Source organism: Embleya sp. NPDC050154 (assembly GCF_044460165.1).
In the GTDB taxonomy this organism is placed as follows: Bacteria; Actinomycetota; Actinomycetes; order Streptomycetales; family Streptomycetaceae; genus Embleya.
Map to the genome: position 1 here is coordinate 742,391 of NZ_JBITJP010000001.1, position 16,598 is coordinate 758,988.

At 72.0% G+C, this 16,598-nt stretch carries 12 protein-coding genes; 3 read left to right on the forward strand and 9 right to left on the reverse strand.

What is annotated here, in order from left to right; all coding sequences use genetic code 11:
- Positions 1-583: 583 nt before the first annotated feature.
- A complete protein-coding gene (locus ACIBSV_RS03400) occupies positions 584-1,282 on the forward strand; it encodes an HU family DNA-binding protein (protein WP_395859209.1) in 699 nt (232 codons plus the stop codon).
- A gap of 260 nt (positions 1,283-1,542) precedes the next feature.
- Here the strand turns inward: ACIBSV_RS03400 and ACIBSV_RS03405 are convergent, their stop codons facing one another.
- The 6 genes from ACIBSV_RS03405 to ACIBSV_RS03430 all read right to left on the reverse strand — a co-directional run bounded on the left by ACIBSV_RS03405 (position 1,543) and on the right by ACIBSV_RS03430 (position 10,770).
- The gene (locus ACIBSV_RS03405; RefSeq protein ID WP_395859210.1) at positions 1,543-2,622 is read right to left on the reverse strand and encodes a PI-PLC domain-containing protein; all 1,080 of its coding nucleotides are present in this window, start codon (positions 2,620-2,622) and stop codon (positions 1,543-1,545) included.
- 56 nt (positions 2,623-2,678) lie between these two features.
- The gene (locus ACIBSV_RS03410; RefSeq protein WP_395859211.1) at positions 2,679-4,034 is read right to left on the reverse strand and encodes a lanthionine synthetase C family protein; all 1,356 of its coding nucleotides are present in this window, start codon (positions 4,032-4,034) and stop codon (positions 2,679-2,681) included.
- Positions 4,027-7,305, reverse strand: a complete 3,279-nt coding sequence (locus ACIBSV_RS03415; RefSeq protein ID WP_395859212.1) for a lantibiotic dehydratase — start codon at positions 7,303-7,305, stop codon at positions 4,027-4,029. The genes ACIBSV_RS03410 and ACIBSV_RS03415 overlap by 8 nt, the downstream gene beginning before the upstream one ends.
- Positions 7,306-7,400: 95 nt before the next feature.
- Entirely contained in the window at positions 7,401-7,580 is a 180-nt protein-coding gene (lanA, locus tag ACIBSV_RS03420) for an SCO0268 family class II lanthipeptide (RefSeq protein ID WP_395859213.1), read from the reverse strand.
- A 443-nt stretch (positions 7,581-8,023) separates the two neighbouring features.
- Positions 8,024-9,271 carry a cytochrome P450 gene (locus ACIBSV_RS03425; protein ID WP_395859333.1) on the reverse strand — a complete coding sequence of 416 codons (1,248 nt, stop codon included), beginning with the start codon at positions 9,269-9,271 and terminating at the stop codon, positions 8,024-8,026.
- Positions 9,272-9,411: 140 nt separating this feature from the next.
- Complete coding sequence (locus ACIBSV_RS03430; RefSeq protein ID WP_395859214.1) at positions 9,412-10,770, reverse strand: glutamine synthetase family protein; 1,359 nt, start codon at positions 10,768-10,770, stop codon at positions 9,412-9,414.
- Between the two features lie 251 nt (positions 10,771-11,021).
- Between ACIBSV_RS03430 and ACIBSV_RS03435 the strand changes: the two genes are divergently transcribed.
- Positions 11,022-11,828 (forward strand): acetoacetate decarboxylase family protein, encoded by an 807-nt coding sequence (locus tag ACIBSV_RS03435; protein ID WP_395859215.1) that lies wholly within the window; start codon positions 11,022-11,024, stop codon positions 11,826-11,828.
- Between the two features lie 97 nt (positions 11,829-11,925).
- Here ACIBSV_RS03435 and ACIBSV_RS03440 read toward each other — a convergent pair whose 3' ends face one another.
- On the reverse strand, positions 11,926-13,386 hold the full coding sequence (locus ACIBSV_RS03440) for an APC family permease (RefSeq protein ID WP_395859216.1): 1,461 nt from the start codon (positions 13,384-13,386) through the stop codon (positions 11,926-11,928).
- A 164-nt stretch (positions 13,387-13,550) separates the two neighbouring features.
- Here ACIBSV_RS03440 and ACIBSV_RS03445 point away from each other — a divergent pair, with 164 nt between their 5' ends.
- Entirely contained in the window at positions 13,551-14,123 is a 573-nt protein-coding gene (locus tag ACIBSV_RS03445; protein ID WP_331771316.1) for a MarR family winged helix-turn-helix transcriptional regulator, read from the forward strand.
- Between the two features lie 118 nt (positions 14,124-14,241).
- Here ACIBSV_RS03445 and ACIBSV_RS03450 read toward each other — a convergent pair whose 3' ends face one another.
- Positions 14,242-14,961, reverse strand: coding sequence for a gamma-glutamyl-gamma-aminobutyrate hydrolase family protein (locus ACIBSV_RS03450; protein ID WP_395859217.1), 720 nt, complete (start codon positions 14,959-14,961; stop codon positions 14,242-14,244).
- Between the two features lie 94 nt (positions 14,962-15,055).
- Positions 15,056-16,537, reverse strand: a complete 1,482-nt coding sequence (locus ACIBSV_RS03455) for an aldehyde dehydrogenase (protein WP_395859218.1) — start codon at positions 16,535-16,537, stop codon at positions 15,056-15,058.
- Between the last annotated feature and the right edge of the window lie 61 nt (positions 16,538-16,598).

The window sequence follows — 16,598 nt, forward strand, 5'->3', positions numbered from 1 at the left end:
GATATCCGGCGGACCGGTATCGGTGCACGTCAAAGGCCCTTTCGGGCGGTCGAGGAAGGTCCGGCGACGGCCGATTCGAGGGTTGCCCGGCGGTTCCGGAGGACGCGGGACGCGGACGATCGATTGTGGGTCGGATTCGGTGAGTTGCCGGCGGCTCGGAGCGCGGATCAGGGCCACGAACGGCCGTTGCCACGCCGAATGTGCGAAATCCGTTCGGCGGATGCGCGAGTCGGCGCGTATTTCCCGATTACCGCACCCCCCGAAGGCCGCCGCCGGGTCGGGATCACGACCGGTCCGCACCGCCTCGGGCCTTGTGCCACAAGGGGAAACCGCCCCTCGCTCGATCAACATCGGGACCGGGCACCAGGATTTGTGGAGCGTTGCGCGGATCTCCGCACGGGCCCTCGTCGTTGATCCAAGGGGGTGTTTCGAGCACCACTTTGCTGCGGTTCGAAATGCCCCCCGTGTGACGGAGAGTTACAGTCATGGAAATGGGTACTGGCGCAACGGCGTTCGACCCGATCGGTCGGATGGTCCGGCCGATCGAAAGCGATCGGTACCCCCGCACCACGAAAGGCGTCTCATGAACAAGGCACAACTCGTCGAAGCCATCGCCGACAAGCTCGGCGGCCGGGCTGCGGCCGAGGAAGCGGTCGACGCGGTCCTGGACACCATCATCCGTTCGGTCGTCGCCGGGGACCGGGTCTCGGTCACCGGCTTCGGCTCGTTCGAGAAGGTCGAGCGCGCCGCCCGGTACGCCCGTAACCCCCAGACGGGCGAACGGGTTCGGGTCAAGAAGACCTCCGTGCCGCGCTTCCGCCCCGGCCAGGGCTTCAAGGACCTCACCGGCGGCACCAAGAAGCTCACCCGGGGCGAGACCGCGATCAAGAAGGCCTCGCCGGGCACGGTGACCGGTGGTACCACCGTCGCGGGCAAGAAGGCCGCGGCCAAGAAGACGACCGCGAAGAAGGCCACCGCCAAGAAGACGGCCAAGAAGGCGACCACGCGGGCCACCGCGGCCAAGACCGCCGCCCCGGCCCGCAAGACCACGGCGAAGAAGGCCACCCCCAGGGCGGCCGCGAAGACCACGGCCGCCAAGACGACCGCGGCGAAGAAGACCACCGCCAAGAAGACCACCGCGAAGAAGACCACCGCGACGGCGGCGGCGAAGAAGACCACCGCCAAGAAGACCACCGCCAAGCCCACCACGCGCAGCACGCCCGGCCGCAAGACGACCGGGGCCAAGCGCACGACGAGCGCTCGCACCGCCAAGCGCGCCTGAGGACCACCCGGTCGGATGCGATGGTCGGACCGCCCGCGCCGGGCGGTCCGACCGGGGGCGCCGCGACGGAACGCCTCGGGGGTCCCGACGGAGCGTTCCGACGGCGGTTCGACCGGCACCCTCGTGTCGCCGGTCAACGCCGCCGTCGGAGCCCGTGCGCTTCGGCCCGCCCCTCCGCTCCCGCTCGCCCATTCGTGCGGGTCGGGCCCGGGCGTGCGGCCCGGCCCGGTCACCCGTACGGCCCCGACCCGCCGGACCGCTCAGCCCGCGTTCAGCTCCGCGACGATCGATGCCGGCGAACGCCCGCTCCCGTCGGACTGCCGATGGAAGTCCACGGCGACGAAGTTCGGACTCCGGCCCGCGGCCGTCCCGCACTGTTGTGCGATGCGATCACGCAGCTTGGTCCCGTTGTCCAGGGCAGCCGTCCCGATCGTCGGCACATTGCGGAAGTGACTCATCACGAACAACCGACGAAAGCCCGGCTCGGTTCGGTTCAGCGGCACGTCCGACCATCGGCTCGTGCAGGCCAGGTCGTTGCCCAGGTCGCCCAGACTCCAGTAGTTCTGCACGGTCCACTCCTTGTCGTACATCACCCCCAGGCCCTCCTTGCCGGGCTTGTCGGAGAACACCAGCAGCCGCTTGTTCGCGGTGACCAGGTCCGCCACCCTCGGCCAGCCGGTGTCCCGCACCCCGGCGGTGTCCGGCCGGAAGAGCAGCTCCGGCAGCCCGCGCACCCGCTCCAGGGATCGACGCAGCCGATCGGTGTCGACGTAGTCCTCCAGGAACACGGTCACCACTTCCAGCGGATTCGCGTTCAGGAAGTCCACCACGGTCTGCATCGTCGCCGCGAAGCTCTGCCGGGGCAACGCGTAGGTCACCCCCGCGAACGCCTTGCAGTCGCCGTGGCACAGGTACACGTCGCTCGGGTAGCAGTCGCTGCCGAAGCTGATGATGCACAGACCGGTGCTGTGCTCGTACCAGTGCGTGTCGAGCATCAGCCCGCGCACGCCGCGATCCAACTGTCCGCGCACCGACTCGGACTGGTTGACCGAGGACCACCGCGAGTCCTCGTAGTTGGTGAACGAGTTGTGCGTGGTCAGCGAAGTGACCTGATCGAGCCGGTCGTTGCCCCACCGTTGCTCCGCGGCGGTGAGGGTGGCCGCGGTGGCGTGGGTGGTTGTGGCGACGGAGGCCGTGGACGGGACGAGGGCGGCCAGGAGGGCGAGCACGACCACCACGAGCGCGTTCCGGGGCCGGCCCCCGGGGCGGGAGGCGCCGGGGGATCGAGCAGGCCCGCCGGATCCGGGCGGAGCGGCCGATATACCGCTGGAAGAGTCCATGGCAGGGGAACGTACACGGGACCATCCGGCTTTTGACCCCTCTCCGCGCACCGGCGTCACACCACCAGGAGCGCCTGGTCCCAGCCCGCCGTCGTGCGACCCTCGGCGTACGCGTCCAGGGCGAGCACGACCCCCGCGGCACCCTCCAGGAACGCCGGTACGTCCACGCCCTGCGCGGCGCGGGTCATCGTCGAGCGGAAGCCGAAGCGGTACTCGTCACGATATTGGGCGAGCACCAACGCGGCCAACTCGTCCCGGACGGCGGGTAGTCGGGCGTCGTCGAGGTGTTCGGCCAGCAGACCGAGCAGGTGCATCAGTCCGCCCCAGCCGTGGCACAGCGCCGGATCGTCGATGCCCCACTCCGCGATCGGAGTGCCGAGCAGACCGGACACCGAACGCCGGGTGAGTTCGTGCCAGTCGGGCCGGTCGAGGGCGAGCGCCGCCAACTGCACCGCGCGCGACACCCCGGGGACGCCGTAGCACCAGGACGGGCGCTGTGCCGGGGAGTCGGGGTCGGGCTCGGAAGCCCACTGCTCCAGGGTGCGATAGGCCGGCCACCACAGGCCGTCGCCGGCGGGGACCGCGCATCGGGCCAGCAGCGCCACCAGTCGCTCGATCGCGGCGGGTTGCCCCGGCACCCGTACGCCCGCGCGCCAGGTCAGCGCGAGCAGTGCCAGCGGTCCCGCGACGCCGTGCGACAGGCCCAGGTTCAGATGCCCGGCGGGCATCTCGACCTCCTGGCCCAGCTTGGGCGCCGCCAGGGTCCACCAGCGCGGCACCTTGCGACCGCGGTGGAGGATCTCGCCTTCGGCCAGCCCGACCAGGTAGGACAGCACCATCCGCAACTCGTCGCCGTCGGCGTCGCGGGCCAGCAGGTAGCGGCCGATCCCGGTCAGTCCGCGGACGGTCTCGAACTCGCCGTTGGTGGCGAGCGGTGCGGTGCCGCGCGGGCGCGGCAGGGCCGCCCGGACCACCCGGCGCTGGTGCTCGTCCATCCGGGTCAGCGCGCTCACGTACCCGCCGGTCGCCCGGTGTGCGACCAGGGTGGCGAAGGCGACCGACCCCGGACCGGTGAAGATGCCGCCCGCCGGGAAGCGCTCCCGGGCCAGTACGGCCATCGCCCGAGCCAGGTGGGCGTGCGCGCGCTCGGCGTGCCCGGGACCGCGCCGGGTGCTGCCGCTGAAGGCCAGGGAGACGCCGGGGAACCCGCTGGAGAGCGACAGGTCCGTCCACAGCGGCTGCTCGTCGCCGTCGCGGGAGGCGTCGGCCAGCACCTCGGTGTCGGCGGCGACGGCCGCCGGATCGGCCAGCCGGTCGAGCACCCGGGCCACGATCGACCGGGCCCGTTCCGCGTGGCGGGGTTCGGTGCTCGTGCCCACCGCCGTGCCGCCGGCCGCCGTCGGTTCAGCCATCCCGACCGCCCCTCTCCGCGTCGTTCGTGGCACCGGAACCCGTGCTCGCGGAGCCGGTGGCACCCGTGTTCGCGACGCTCGACCGCGTCGCGCCCGCCTTCGTGGCACCGGGCCGCGCCGGCGCGTGCGCGAGCCGTCCCAGGTGGTCGCACGCGATGCCGCGCAGGATCGCGTAACCGCGCTGTTCGCCCGCCCGGTCGATGCCGAGCAGCCGGTTGTGCTGCATGTGCAACAGCCCGAGTACGGCGTTCTCGTGCGCGGCGCCGGCCGGTCGGCGACCCGCGTCGGACAGCACGATCTCCCCGTACGCCCGGCCGTACGGCGGCCGGGACCACAACTCGGCCAGCGCCGGGACGCCCAGGCGCTCACCGACCGCCGCGGCCGTGCGGCCCGGCCGGATCAGCTCCCGGACCAGGGCGCGATGCCGACGGAACGCGCTCTGGTCGGGTTCCTTGGCGAACGCGTACCGCACCCACGAGGGCCAGTCCCAATCGCCCAGGCTCTCCAGGAGCAGTGCGTGGTTGACCGCGATCAGCACCTCGTCCGGCACCGCGAGCGCGCCGCGTGCCCGCAGGCCCAGTTGGGCGAGTACCGACCTGCTGTCCAGCGTGAACAGGCGCTCGGCGGCCGCCAACGCGTCCGGCCCGCCGTAGCGTTCGGTTTCCGGCTCGTACACGTCCAGTGCCATCGTGCGGATCGCGCCCGCCTCGCGCATCGCCCGTACCCGTCGCGCCAGTTCCGGCAACACGTGCTCGGCCAGCGCCGCCGGATCGCCGTGCAGCCGGATCCGGATGTGCGGCTCGGGGTCCAGGTAGCGGATGAAGAACCAGCGGTCGACCCGCTCCCCGACCTCGGCGAGCAGCGCGGGCAGGTGCATCCGGAGCAGCTCGTCGTGCGTGTCCGAGGTCGCGTACAGCTTTGCGAACAACCAGTCCTCGCCAGGCAGACGGTAATCGGCGGCGGCAGGTTCCGCGCCGCGCGAGGGCGTTGCCCGGGCGGTCGCGGTCGGTGTGCCGGCCTCGGGTCGGCGGGTCAGCGGGAGGACCACCTCGGTGCCGTGCCCGTCGGCCCAGCCGAAGCCGCGACCGTCTTCGGTCAGGTCCTCGAACAGGGCGAGCCGGCCCTTGCGCACCTCGTGGCGCAGCAGCGTGCGATGCCAGGACTCACCCAGGTCGAGCCCGTAGACCCGGTCCCAGTGCACCACCTGGACCCGGTCCGGCACACCGTATCGATCGCTCCATTCGCGCAGCGCGCGGTCGAACTCGCGCGGATCCTCGACCGCCGCGCGCATCGCGTGGTCCGGGGTCCAGCGGCGCGGCGCGGCGACGACCCGGCCGAAGCTCACCCGGGGCAGCAGTGGCAGCGCCTCCAGGCCCGCCCAGTCCCAGCCGGTCCAGGTCCGGGACCGGCCGAAGACGATGTCGACCATCAGCCGGACCACCCTGGGCGCCTCGCGATCCAGCGCCAGCATGTGCGGCACCACGGGCATCACGCGTTGGCCGGTCTCGGCCAGGGTCAGCGTCAGGCCGCGGGCGTCGACGCCCACGAGCAACGTGCGCCAGTCCAGACAGTGCGGATCGCGCCGATCGGCGTACACCCCGACCGGGATGTGGTGGGGCAGCAGTTCGGGTACCTGGATCATGTTCAGCGCCCGGGCGGTGTGCGGCCGGAACGTCACCTGGGCGGGCAGCGTGCCGGGGTCCGCCGCGGCGTGCACCAGCCTGGCCAACTCTTCGGTACTGTGCGTGAGTTCGGCGAAGCGGCCGGCCATCGAGCCGGCCACCCACGAGCCCGCGTGCGGGGTGGCGACCAGCTTGAACCGGCCCCGGTCCAGGTCGGCGACGTCGTGCGCGAGCAGTTGGAAGCACAGGTCGAGCGAGTTCGGCGGCGCGGCGGGCTCGCCGTGCTCGGACTGTGCGGTGTCGGCCAGCCGGTCGATCAGCTCCGGGGTGAGCCGCAGTTCACGGTCCTCGCGCAGCAGGGCGTCCTGGACCAGTTCGGCGGTCAGTACGCGTCGGTCGCGGCCGGGCCGGTAGCCGGTGGTGGGCCGGTCGCCCACGGCGAGGCGTTCGCCGTAGCCGGTCGGGAAGCCCAGCCCCCGGTGCGGGTCGACGAGTTCGGCCAGCGGGACGGTGCGGGTGGTGCCGTACCGCTCGACGAAGCGGTTGCGGTAGTCGCGCATGTGTTCGTGGGTGACCCACGCGTCGGACAGTGCCCACATCGCGCCGGCGTAGCTGCCCGCCTCCTCGGCCACGGTCCGGGGCAGGGTGAGTTCGGCGTCCATCCGCAGATCCACCTGGACCGGCGGATGGGCGGCGTCGGTGTGCGGATCGACCAGGGCCATCAACCGGCGCCAGGGCGCGGTGCCCTCGCCGGGGCGGGCCTTCTCGTACTCGCGTACGGCGGTCCGGGTGGCGCGGAACTCCCGGGCCGCGTCCGGCAGGTCCTCGACGGCGCCGTCGATGCGATCGAGCAGCGCGTCGTCCAGGCGGTGCGGGGTGATCGAGCTGAGCAGGAAGCCGTGCCGCAGCAGTTGCGCCACCGAGGCGTCGAGGCGATCGCGCGGTGCGCCGGGGAAGGCCGCGCCGACCCGGTCGAGCAGGGTCTCGTACGGGACGGGGTGGGTCGCGATCGTCCGCAGGTGCGCGACCAGGGGGCTGTGTCGTACCGAGATCTCGCGTTCGGGTCCGGCCAGCATCAGGCGGTCGCCGCGCACCCGGCACAGGTCGTTGAGCATGACGTCGACGCGGCGTCGGACCTCGGGGGCGGCGAGCCAGTCCCGCACCCGCTCGTCGAGTCGACCGGCGTCCAGGCGGACCGCCTTGCTGCCGGGGCCGTGCACGCGCACGTGGGCGGACGCGCCCAGGCGGGCCGCGGTCACGCCCGCGAACAGGCCGAACGGGGTGGGTCGACCGGCCATCCGCAGCGCGTACCGGGTCACCGACAGGGCGGTGCCCGCAAGCCGCTTCGGGCCGGGGTCGATGCCCTCGTCGATCCGGTCCAGGGCGGCGGACAGACTGCCGCTGGCGACCCTGACGGCCTCGCGCAGCAGCGGGTCGGCGGTGATCCGCCGCAGTCCCGCGAGGGTGTGCGCGTCGGCCGTGTCCCGGACCGGCTCGACGCGGTCCGGACCCGGGCCGGTCTCCGCGCGCGGCACACTCGCCATGCGCACGAAGACGAGGCCGGCCGGTTCGTATTCGCTCTCCGGCGCGTCGTGTCGTCCCTCGTTCGGACCGTCGTCGCGCCCAGGATTCCGCTCGGAGTGTCGCACCGTGTTCCGCACCGACCCCATGCCCGTGTGACCGGCTCTCGCCGGAGGTTGACACCCGGGGGCGGGCAGACCCGCCCGCCCCCGGAACTATCAGGTCAGGCGCAGCAGATCGGACAGCGCGACTGCACACCGTACGTGCTCGGCGACGTCCAGCCACCGCCGGCCGAGCCGAAGGCGGACGCCTCGAGCTCGCCGTCCGCGATGCGGACGTCGAGGTCCAGGTCGGCGAAGTCGCGCGTCTCGGTGGTTTCTTCGAGCAGAATCTTGTCGTTCATGACAACTCCCGCGATATCGGTCGCAGTGCTTTGGTGGGCACTGCGATTCGAGGAGATCTGTTTGATCTCGGGGAGGACGCTAAGCGTTGAATAGGCGGCCGAACAAGAACGATTATTGGCCATTCGGACCGGCTGGAAATCTCCCTGTGGAAGCCGCGATCAGGCTCCTACCCTGCAAGGATGTCGGGCGGGCGGAGTCCGTCCGGCTTCTTCACGAGGGGGTCGCCTTCGCCTCGACGAGATCGATCGGTGAATCACCGTTAACCGATTTCGTTGACAGATTCTGCGTCGCGAACATTCCACGCGGCAATTTTTCGGCCCTCGCCGTAGCCTCCCGTTCAATTCGTTCGAATGATCCGCCGGATCGAATCGGAAATGATCTTCGGGGGCGATTCGGCGCCGTTCGGGCCGCGGGGGTCGGCTCCGGGCCCGCGGCTCGGGCGCTAGGCCAGGGTCACCGTCACCGGGAGTTCCTTGATGCCGTTGACGAAGTTGGAGCGGACCCGGCGGACCTCGCCCGCCAGGCGGATGTCGGCGACACGCGGCAGGAGTTCCTCGAACATGACGCGCATCTCCAGGCGGGCGAGCGCGTTGCCGAGACAGAAGTGCGGGCCGCCCTTGCCGAAGGTGACGTGGTCGACGTGGCGGCGGGTGACGTCGAAGTCGTACGGGTTCTCGAACACCGCCTCGTCCCGGTTGCCCGAGGCGAACCACAGCACCACCTTGTCGCCCGCGCGGATCGACTTGCCGCCCAGTTCGGTGTCGCGTGTCGCGGTGCGGCGGAAGTGGTAGACGGGGGAGGCCCAGCGCAGGAACTCCTCGACCGCGTCCGGCATCAGCGCGAGGTTCTCCCGCAGCAGTTCCAACTGCCCCGGGTTGCGCAGCAGCGCGAGCATCGAGTGCGAGATGGCGTGCCGGGTGGTCTCGTTGCCGGCCACGACCAGCAGCAGGAAATAGTTGTCGAAGTCGTGTCCGGACAGCGGGACACCGTCCGAGGGAGCCTGGTTGACCAGTCGGCTGACCAGGTCGGTGCCCGCGCCGCCGCGCCGCTTGGCGGCCAACTCCCGCCCGTACTCGAAGACTTCCAGGGAGGCGGGGCTGCGGAAGGGTAGTTCGCGGTAGCGCTCGCTCTCGCTGCTCTCCAGGAGCACGTCCGCGTAGTCCGGGTCGGTGTTGCCGATGATCCGGTTGCCCCAGTCGATCAGCTTGCCGGTGTCCTCGCCGGGCACGTCCAGCATCTTGGCCAGCACGTTGATCGGGAAGTCGGCGCTGACCTCGTGCACGAAGTCGAAGGTGCCCTTGGCCAGCGCGGTGTCCAGCGTGCGGGCGGTGAGCCCGCGCAGGAACGTGCCGTAGTCGGCGATCGCGCGCGGGGTGAACTGCTTCCGGAGCAGCTTGCGCAGCGCGGTGTGGCGTAGCCCGTCGGTCTCCAGCAGCGAGCGGCGGATGGCGATCTGCGAGTCGTCGACCTCCTCGAGGTTGGTGAACCGCGTGGAGGTGAAGGTGTCCGGGTCGCGGTCGACGGCGACGATGTCCGCGTGCCGGGTCAACGCCCAGAACCCGCTGTTGGGGGCCGGTTCGGGTTGCCAGTGCACGGGGTCCTCGCGGCGCAGCGTGTGGAACATCCGCCACGGGGTTTCGCCGTCCAGGAAACGGTCGTTGTCGGCGAGGTCGATCTCGTCGAGGGGCATCGGCTCGGGGACCGCGGCGGCGGTGGTGGGGGTGCTCACGAAGACTCCTCGCGGGGGGATCGGCGGGGGTGCGGGCGCGGTCGGCGGTCCGCGCGGCGGCGCGGTGCGCGGGGTGCGCCGGTGCGCCGGCGCGGACGGGCTCAGAGGTGGTAGGCGTACTCGGCGAACTCCCAGTCGGTGACGTGCCGGCGAAAACGGGTGTCCTCGTCGCGCTTGTAGGTCAGGAACGCGTCGGCGAAGTCCGCGCCCAGCAGCGCGGTGAGCGCGGTGTCGGCCTCGAACGCGTCCAGCGCCTCGGTCAGCGTCGCGGGCAGGATCGGCGCCTTGGCGCTGTCGTAGCCGTAGCCCCGCAACGGCGGCGGCGGAGTCGTCTTCTCGCGCAGGCCCAGGTGCACGGCGGCGAGCAGACCGGCGACGGCCAGGTACGGATTGGCGCTCGCGTCGCCGAGCCGGACTTCCAGGCGGGTGCCGGTGCCGCGCTCGGGCGGTATCCGCACCATCGCGCTGCGGTTGTCCAGGCCCCAGTCGATCAGCCACGGCGCGAGTGTGTCCGGGCCGAAGCGCTTGTAGGAGTTGACCGTCGGGTTCAGCAGCGCGGCGAGCGCGGGGGCATGCGCCAGGACGCCGCCGATCGCGTGGTGCGCGGCGGAGGACAGGCCGTGCGGGCCGGTCGGGTCGTCGAAGGCGTTGGCGTCGTCCGGGTCCAGGCAACTCAGGTGCAGATGGAAGCCGGAGCCGCCCTCGTCGTTGAAGGGCTTGGCCATGAAGGTGGCCAACCGGCCCTCGCGGCGCGCGAGTTCCTTGATCGAGGCCTTGAAGCGGAAGGCCCGGTCGGCGGCGTCGAGCGCGGTCGAGTGGTCCAGGTTGATCTCGAACTGGCCGGAGCAGTACTCGTGGTTGCCGGTGGTGGCGCCGATGCCCAGCGCGCCCAGGCTGCGCAGCGTGCGCAGCAGGTGTCCGTCCGGATCTCCGCGCCGGCCGGCCACGTACACGTTGCCCGGGGCGTCGCCGTAGCGCCGCCAACCGCCCGGGCGGTCCGGGTCCGGCTCGCACAGGAAGTACTCCAATTCCGGTCCGACCACCGGTCGCAGGCCCACCTCGTCGGCCATCCGGGTCAGCACGTCGCGCAGCAGCGAGCGCGGCGCCTCGGCGGCGAGCCGACCGGTCGCCGGGTCCGTCGTCTCACCCAGGCACCACGCGACTCCGGGCTCCCACGGGATCGCGACCAGCGTGTCCAGGTCCGGGAACACGCAGATGTCCGGTAGGCCCGCGTCGATGCCGCCGGCCACCGGGACGGTCTGGCCTCGCGGGGTGGTGTGGAAGACCGCCCGACAGAAGGCGAGGCCGTGCGCGCACACCGAGGGCAGGTGGTGCACCAGTACGTCGCGCCCGCGATCGGTGCCGATCAGGTCCGGGTAGGCGATCCGGACCACGTCGATGCCCCGCGCCTTCAGGTCGGCGACGACGTCGTGGGCCCGGTCCACTGCTGATGGATTCACCGGTTTCTCCTCGCACGGGACGGGCGGCGGCAGGACGGCCGATTCGTTTGAGCCCAAACCATATGGAGGTCGCCGGTGTCGCACAAGGGGTTGGGGCAAGCCTTTGCGCGTGTGGCGACGGGAGGTGGGCGGGTGTCGGCGGGTGGTCGCGCGCGCGTGACAACGAGCGACCGGAGGCATATCGTACGGACCCAAACGATCAATCGGCTCCGAACCCGTTCCGGGCCGCACCGTGCTTCGAGGGAGTCGCCATGACCGGTGTACACGGTTTCTTCCACCCCAAGACCGGCACGGGCCGGTCCTCGATGATCCCGGCACCGCCGTGGCGGTACTCGGGCGACCTGCTCACCATCGAGTACCGCACCGACCCCGCGCGGGTCGCCGAACTGCTGCCGCCGCAACTGTCGCTCGCCGACGAGGACCCGGGCGCGGTGGCGCTGATCTGGGCCGACTGGCAGTCCTGCTCGACCGCGGGCGCGGAACTGCTCGACCCGGTGCGCGGGCAGTACAAGGAGTGCTTCGCGGTGGTGCGCTGTCGGTACGCGGGGGTGACCTACTCGCGCTGCGTGTACATCTGGGTCGACAAGGACTTCGCCATCGCGCGCGGCCTGCACCAGGGTTATCCGAAGAAGCTCGGTTCGATCCACCAGACCCGGCCGCATCCGTACGGCCCGGCGCCGCGGATCGAGGCGGGCGCGATGTTCGGCGCCACGCTCGCCGCCGCCGACCGGCGGCTGGCCGAGGCCGTGGTGACGTTGCGCGAACCGTCGCCGACCAGCGGCTTCGTCAACGGGCACCCGATGGCGCACCACCGCTGGTTGCCCTCGATCGAACCGGGCAAGGGCCTGGCCCTGGACGAACTCGTGGCCACCGGTGCCGAGTCCGCCGAGGGCGGTGGGGCCTGGGCGGGCGACGCGGAGTTGACCCTGTTCGAGGCGCCCACCGAGGAACTGGCCCGACTGGAGGTGCGCGAGGTGATCGGCGCGTACTACCGCCAGGTCGGCGTGGTCTGGAACGGCGGCACGCTCCTGGCGAGTGGCGGCTCGGGCGCCGCGTAGGGCGCGGTACACGCACGAGGGCCCGAGCACCGGATCGCGGTGCTCGGGCCCTCGTGCGCGCGTGTTCGGCTCCGGCCGCGGGCGGGTGTGGTCGCGGTCAGTTCCGGCCGCGTCCGATGCCCGCGTACACGCCCGGCTTGGCCGCGCGCAGGTACAGCGCGAACAGCGCGCCGACCACGCCCGCGCCGAGCACCAGCGCGGGCAACACCCAGCGCAGCGCCGAGCCGGAGTCCACGCCCAGCAGTACGCCGAAGTTGTCCAGCGCGGCGACGAACACCGCCGCGAGCAGCAGCGCGGATCCGGCCGGCGCGATCAGCCGACTCCACGCGCTCTCGCCGTCGGCGCCGTTGCGCACGAAGAACGCGACCACCGCGAGCGAGGTCAGCACCAGCAACAGCAGTACGCCCAGCGCGCCCAGGTTGGTGAACCAGTTGAACAGCGTCGCCATCGGGTCGCGATCGAGCGCGGCGAACAGGATCACCACGGCGGCGGCGAGCGCGGTCTGGGTGGCGGAGCCCAGGTGCGGCGAGTCGGTGCGCGGGTGGGTGCGGCCCAGCGCGGTGGGCAGCACTCCCTCGCGGCCCAGCGCGAAGAAGTAGCGCGCGACCGCGTTGTGGAAGGACAGCAGCGCCGCGAACAGGCTGGTGATCAGGAACACCTGGGCCAGGTCCGCGAAGCCCGAGCCGATCTGGTCGCCGCCCAGGACGAAGATCAGGTTCGGCCCGTGTTCGGTCGCCGCGTCGACCGCCTTGTCGGTGCCGGCGCCGCTCATCAGGGCCCACGCGGTGATCGCGTACAACACGCCGATCACGCCGACCGACACGTACGTCGCGCGGGCCACGGTGCGCTTGGGGTCCACGCACTCCTCGCCGTAGATCGCGGCGGACTCGAAGCCGGTGAAGGACGCCATCACGAAACAGAACGCCGCGCCCATCGAGCCCGAGGTCAGCGCCTCCCAGGAGAACGGGTGCAGCGAGATGCCGTCCGGCGCCTGGGTGAACGCGCCGATGTCGAAGACGAGCACGGTCACCGTCTCGGCGATCAGCAGCGCGGCCAGCACCCGGGCGTTGAGGTCGATCCGCAGGTAGCCCAGCGCCCCCACGACCACGATGCCGACCAGGACCACCACCCACCACTGCACGTGCCACCCGAGCTTGGCGTCCAGGAAGTCGGCGGTGGTGAAGCCGAACAGGCCGTAGATGCCGATCTGCATCGCGTTGTAGGAGATCAACGCCACGAACGCGGCGCCCAGTCCGGCCGCCCGGCCCAGGCCCTGGGCGACGTACGCGTAGAACGCGCCCGCGCCGGTGATCCGCCGGCTCATCGCGGCGTAGCCGACGCTGAAGATCGCGAGCAGGGCGGCCAGTACGAGGTAGACCGCGGGGATTCCCGAGGTGCCGGTGACCGCGAGGCTCTGCGGGATGCCGCCGGCGGCGACGGTGAGTGGGGCGGAGGCCGCCACCACGAAGAAGACGATGTGCGCGACACCGAGTGAACCGCGTGCGGGGGCGGCCTCGGGGTCGGTGGTGCGGGTCGTCGACGCTTGTCTGGATGCCATGCCCGGCGCCTCCGAGGGGCGGGAACCCATTCGTTTGGGTCCGTACGATCTGCGAGTGCCGCTGATCGTACGGATGCAAACAGGTCCCCACAAGGGCTAGATTTCGGGGTGTGCAAGGCGTAACGGGGCACCCTCGGACGCGAACGACGAAGAAGGCGGAGCACGTGGTCGGCAAGCGGTCCATCACCGAAACGGAGAAGGCCGTCCAGGCGCGCCTGGGCGACATCCCGCTGCGGCGCGAGCAGATGGCCGCGGTGTCGAACATCTACCGCGCGGCAGCCGCGGTGCGCCAACACCTGGAGAACTCGGTGCTGCGCGACGCGGAGTTGACCTGGACCGCGTTCACCGTGCTGTGGGAGGTGTGGATCTGGGGCGAGAGCGAGACCCGACACGTCGCCGAGGAGGCGGGCATCTCCAAGGGCACGCTCACCGGCGTCGCCCGCACGCTGGAGACCCGCGGCCTGCTCACCCGTGCCGCGCACGCCACCGACGGGCGGCTCGTCCTGCTCTCGCTGACCCCCGCCGGCGAGGACCTGATGGCCAGGGTCTTCCCGGCGTTCAACGCCGAGGAGGCCTTCGTCACCGACGACCTCGGCGCCGACGAATGCCTGACGCTCGCCGACTCGCTGCGCCGCATCGTGGCCCGCCTGGAGGCCAAGGGCGAGGAACGCCGCCAGGATCTGCTGGCCGGCAACACCCCCAAACCCCGACGCGGCGGGCGGCGGGCGAAGGGCTGAACCTCGGTCACGGGCCCGCCCCCCGACCAGGGCGGACCCGTGTCCGGGTGAGGTCGTCGGGGGCACGGCCTGTCCTTTGTCGCTCCATTTCGGCCACGCGGTGACCGGTTCGAGACGGCTAAGCCGCGTGCGGGCTCTTTTGGGCGGCGTAGCGGTGGGCCGATTCGGCGAGCGTGTCGAAGAGGGATTGTTGGGGTGGGCTGGTGGGGGCGGTGTCCTCGGGGTGCCATTGGACGGCTACGAACCAGCCGGTGGGGGCGAGGGGTTCGAGGGCCTCGACCGTGCCGTCGGGCGAGCTGCCGGTGATGCGGAGGCCGGGGGCGAGGCGGTCCACGGCCTGGTGGTGGTAGCAGGAGGCGTCGAGTTCGGTGGTGCCGGCGGCGCGGGCGGTGGCCGAGCCCGGGGTGAGGGTCACCGGGTGGATCACGTGGCGGTGGCGGACGGGCATGTCCTGGGTGAGGGTGCCGCCCAGGGCCACGTTGACCACCTGGAGGCCGCGGCACACGGCCAGGGTGGGCAGGCCGACGGCGAGGGCGTACCGGGCGGCGGCGAGGTCGAAGGCGTCCTGGGCGGCGTCGACGTCGTACACCTCGCCGTGCACGGTGTCCGCGCCGTAGCTGCTCGGCGCCAGGTCGCCGCCGCCGGGCAGCAGCAGGCCGTCCGCGCGGGACAGCCTGGACGCGGCCTCCTCCGGTTCGGCCGGATGCATCATGAACGGCTCGCCGCCCGCCGCGTACACCGCCTCGGCCAGCGCCCGGGCGGTCACCTCGGCGGCGTGGCGAAGCGCGGACGTGGTGGCCGCGAACCGGCACGGCAGCGCGATCAACGGACGCAGCACAGCGGTCTCCGCAGCTCTCGGGGACGGTGTGGACAGTGGGGGCGGTGTCGACGGCGGGGACCTCGGGCGCTTCGGGGACGTCGAGGGCGGCCGGTCACAGTGCGATCCAGGTGGTCTTCAGGTCGGTGTACTTCTCCAGCGCGTGCAGCGACTTGTCCCGTCCGTGGCCGGACTGTTTGACCCCGCCGAAGGGCACGTTCAGGCCGCCCTCCTCGTAGCAGTTGACCCATACGGTGCCCGCCCGCACCGCGCGCGAGATCCGGTGCGCGGCGGACAGGTTCGTGGTCCACACGCCCGCCGCGAGGCCGTACTCGCTCGCGTTGGCGAGCCGGATCGCCTCGTCCTCGGTATCGAAGGTCAGCACCGCGAGCACCGGCCCGAACACCTCCTCGCGGGCGAGCGCCATGTCCGGGGCGACCCGGTCGAACACGGTCGGCTCCAGGTAGTGGCCGGCCCGCTCCAACCGCGCCCCACCGGTGCGCAGCCGGGCGCCGGCCGCGTGCGCGCGGGCGATGTGGTCGCGGACCCGGACCAGGTGCTCCGCGCTCACCAGCGCGCCCATCGTGGTGGCCGGGTCGAGCGGGTCGCCGACGCGCAGGGCCCGAGCCCGTTCGACCACCGCGTCCGTCACCCGGTCCGCGATCGAGGAGTGCACGAGCAGGCGGGACGGCGCGGTGCACATCTCGCCCTGGTTGAAGAAGACGCCCCACGCCGCGCTCGCCGCCGCGGCGAGCGGGTCGGCGTCGGGCAGCACGATGTTCGGGGACTTGCCGCCCAGTTCGAGCCAGACCCGTTTGAGGTTGGAGTCGGCCGCGTAGCGCAGGAAGTGTCGGCCGACCGCGGTCGAGCCGGTGAACGCGAGCACGTCGACGTCCGGGTGCAGGCCGAGCGCGCGGCCGGCGGTGGGGCCCTCGCCCGCGACCACGTTGAAGACGCCCGGCGGCAGGCCGGCCTCGGCGGCGAGCCGGCCCAGTCGCAGCGCGGACAGCGGTGATTGCTCGGCGGGCTTGAGCACGACCGTGCAGCCGGCCGCGAGCGCCGGGGCGACCTTCCAGGCGGCCATGGTGAGCGGGAAGTTCCACGGGACGACGGCCGCGACCACGCCGACCGGCTCCCGGGTGACCAGCGCGAGCGCGTCCGAGGCGGTCTGCGGCGCCTCGTCGACCAGTTTGTCGGCGATCTCGCCGTACCAGCGGAAGCAGGCCGCCACCGCGCGCAGTTCGATGGTGTACGCCTCGGTGACCGGCTTGCCCATCTCCAGCGCGATGGTCAGCGCGAGTTCCTCGCGGTGCGCCTCGACGGAGTCCGCGAACCGGATCAGCGCGCGGCCGCGTTCGGCGGGCGCGAGTCGGGGCCAGGCCCCGGTGTCGAAGGCGCGGCGGGCGGCGGCCACGGCCAGGTCCACCTCGCGCTGCCCGGCCCGGGCCACGTCGGCGAGCGGTGATCCGTCGCGCGGCGCGACCACGGGGAACGTGTCGCCGTCGCCGGCGTGGTCGGCGCCGTCGATGTGATGGACGGTCATCGGGCGCAGCCGCGCCGCCCGTTCGAGCCAGTCCTGGTGGGAGAGCCGCAACATGCTGCCCGCTTTCGCCGACGGGATTGTTTGGGGACAAACGATACAACGGAACCCGGGTACG

Bases quoted from the DNA above. Each gene is read 5' to 3' on its own strand.
- ACIBSV_RS03400 (WP_395859209.1), top strand. From the start codon at position 584: ATGAACAAGGCACAACTCGTCGAAGCCATCGCCGACAAGCTCGGCGGC.
- ACIBSV_RS03435 (WP_395859215.1), top strand. From the start codon at position 11,022: ATGACCGGTGTACACGGTTTCTTCCACCCCAAGACCGGCACGGGCCGG.
- ACIBSV_RS03455 (WP_395859218.1), bottom strand. From the start codon at position 16,537: ATGTTGCGGCTCTCCCACCAGGACTGGCTCGAACGGGCGGCGCGGCTG.
- ACIBSV_RS03405 (WP_395859210.1), bottom strand. From the start codon at position 2,622: ATGGACTCTTCCAGCGGTATATCGGCCGCTCCGCCCGGATCCGGCGGG.
- ACIBSV_RS03425 (WP_395859333.1), bottom strand. From the start codon at position 9,271: ATGCCCCTCGACGAGATCGACCTCGCCGACAACGACCGTTTCCTGGAC.
- lanA (WP_395859213.1), bottom strand. From the start codon at position 7,580: ATGAACGACAAGATTCTGCTCGAAGAAACCACCGAGACGCGCGACTTC.
- ACIBSV_RS03440 (WP_395859216.1), bottom strand. From the start codon at position 13,386: ATGGCATCCAGACAAGCGTCGACGACCCGCACCACCGACCCCGAGGCC.
- ACIBSV_RS03410 (WP_395859211.1), bottom strand. From the start codon at position 4,034: ATGGCTGAACCGACGGCGGCCGGCGGCACGGCGGTGGGCACGAGCACC.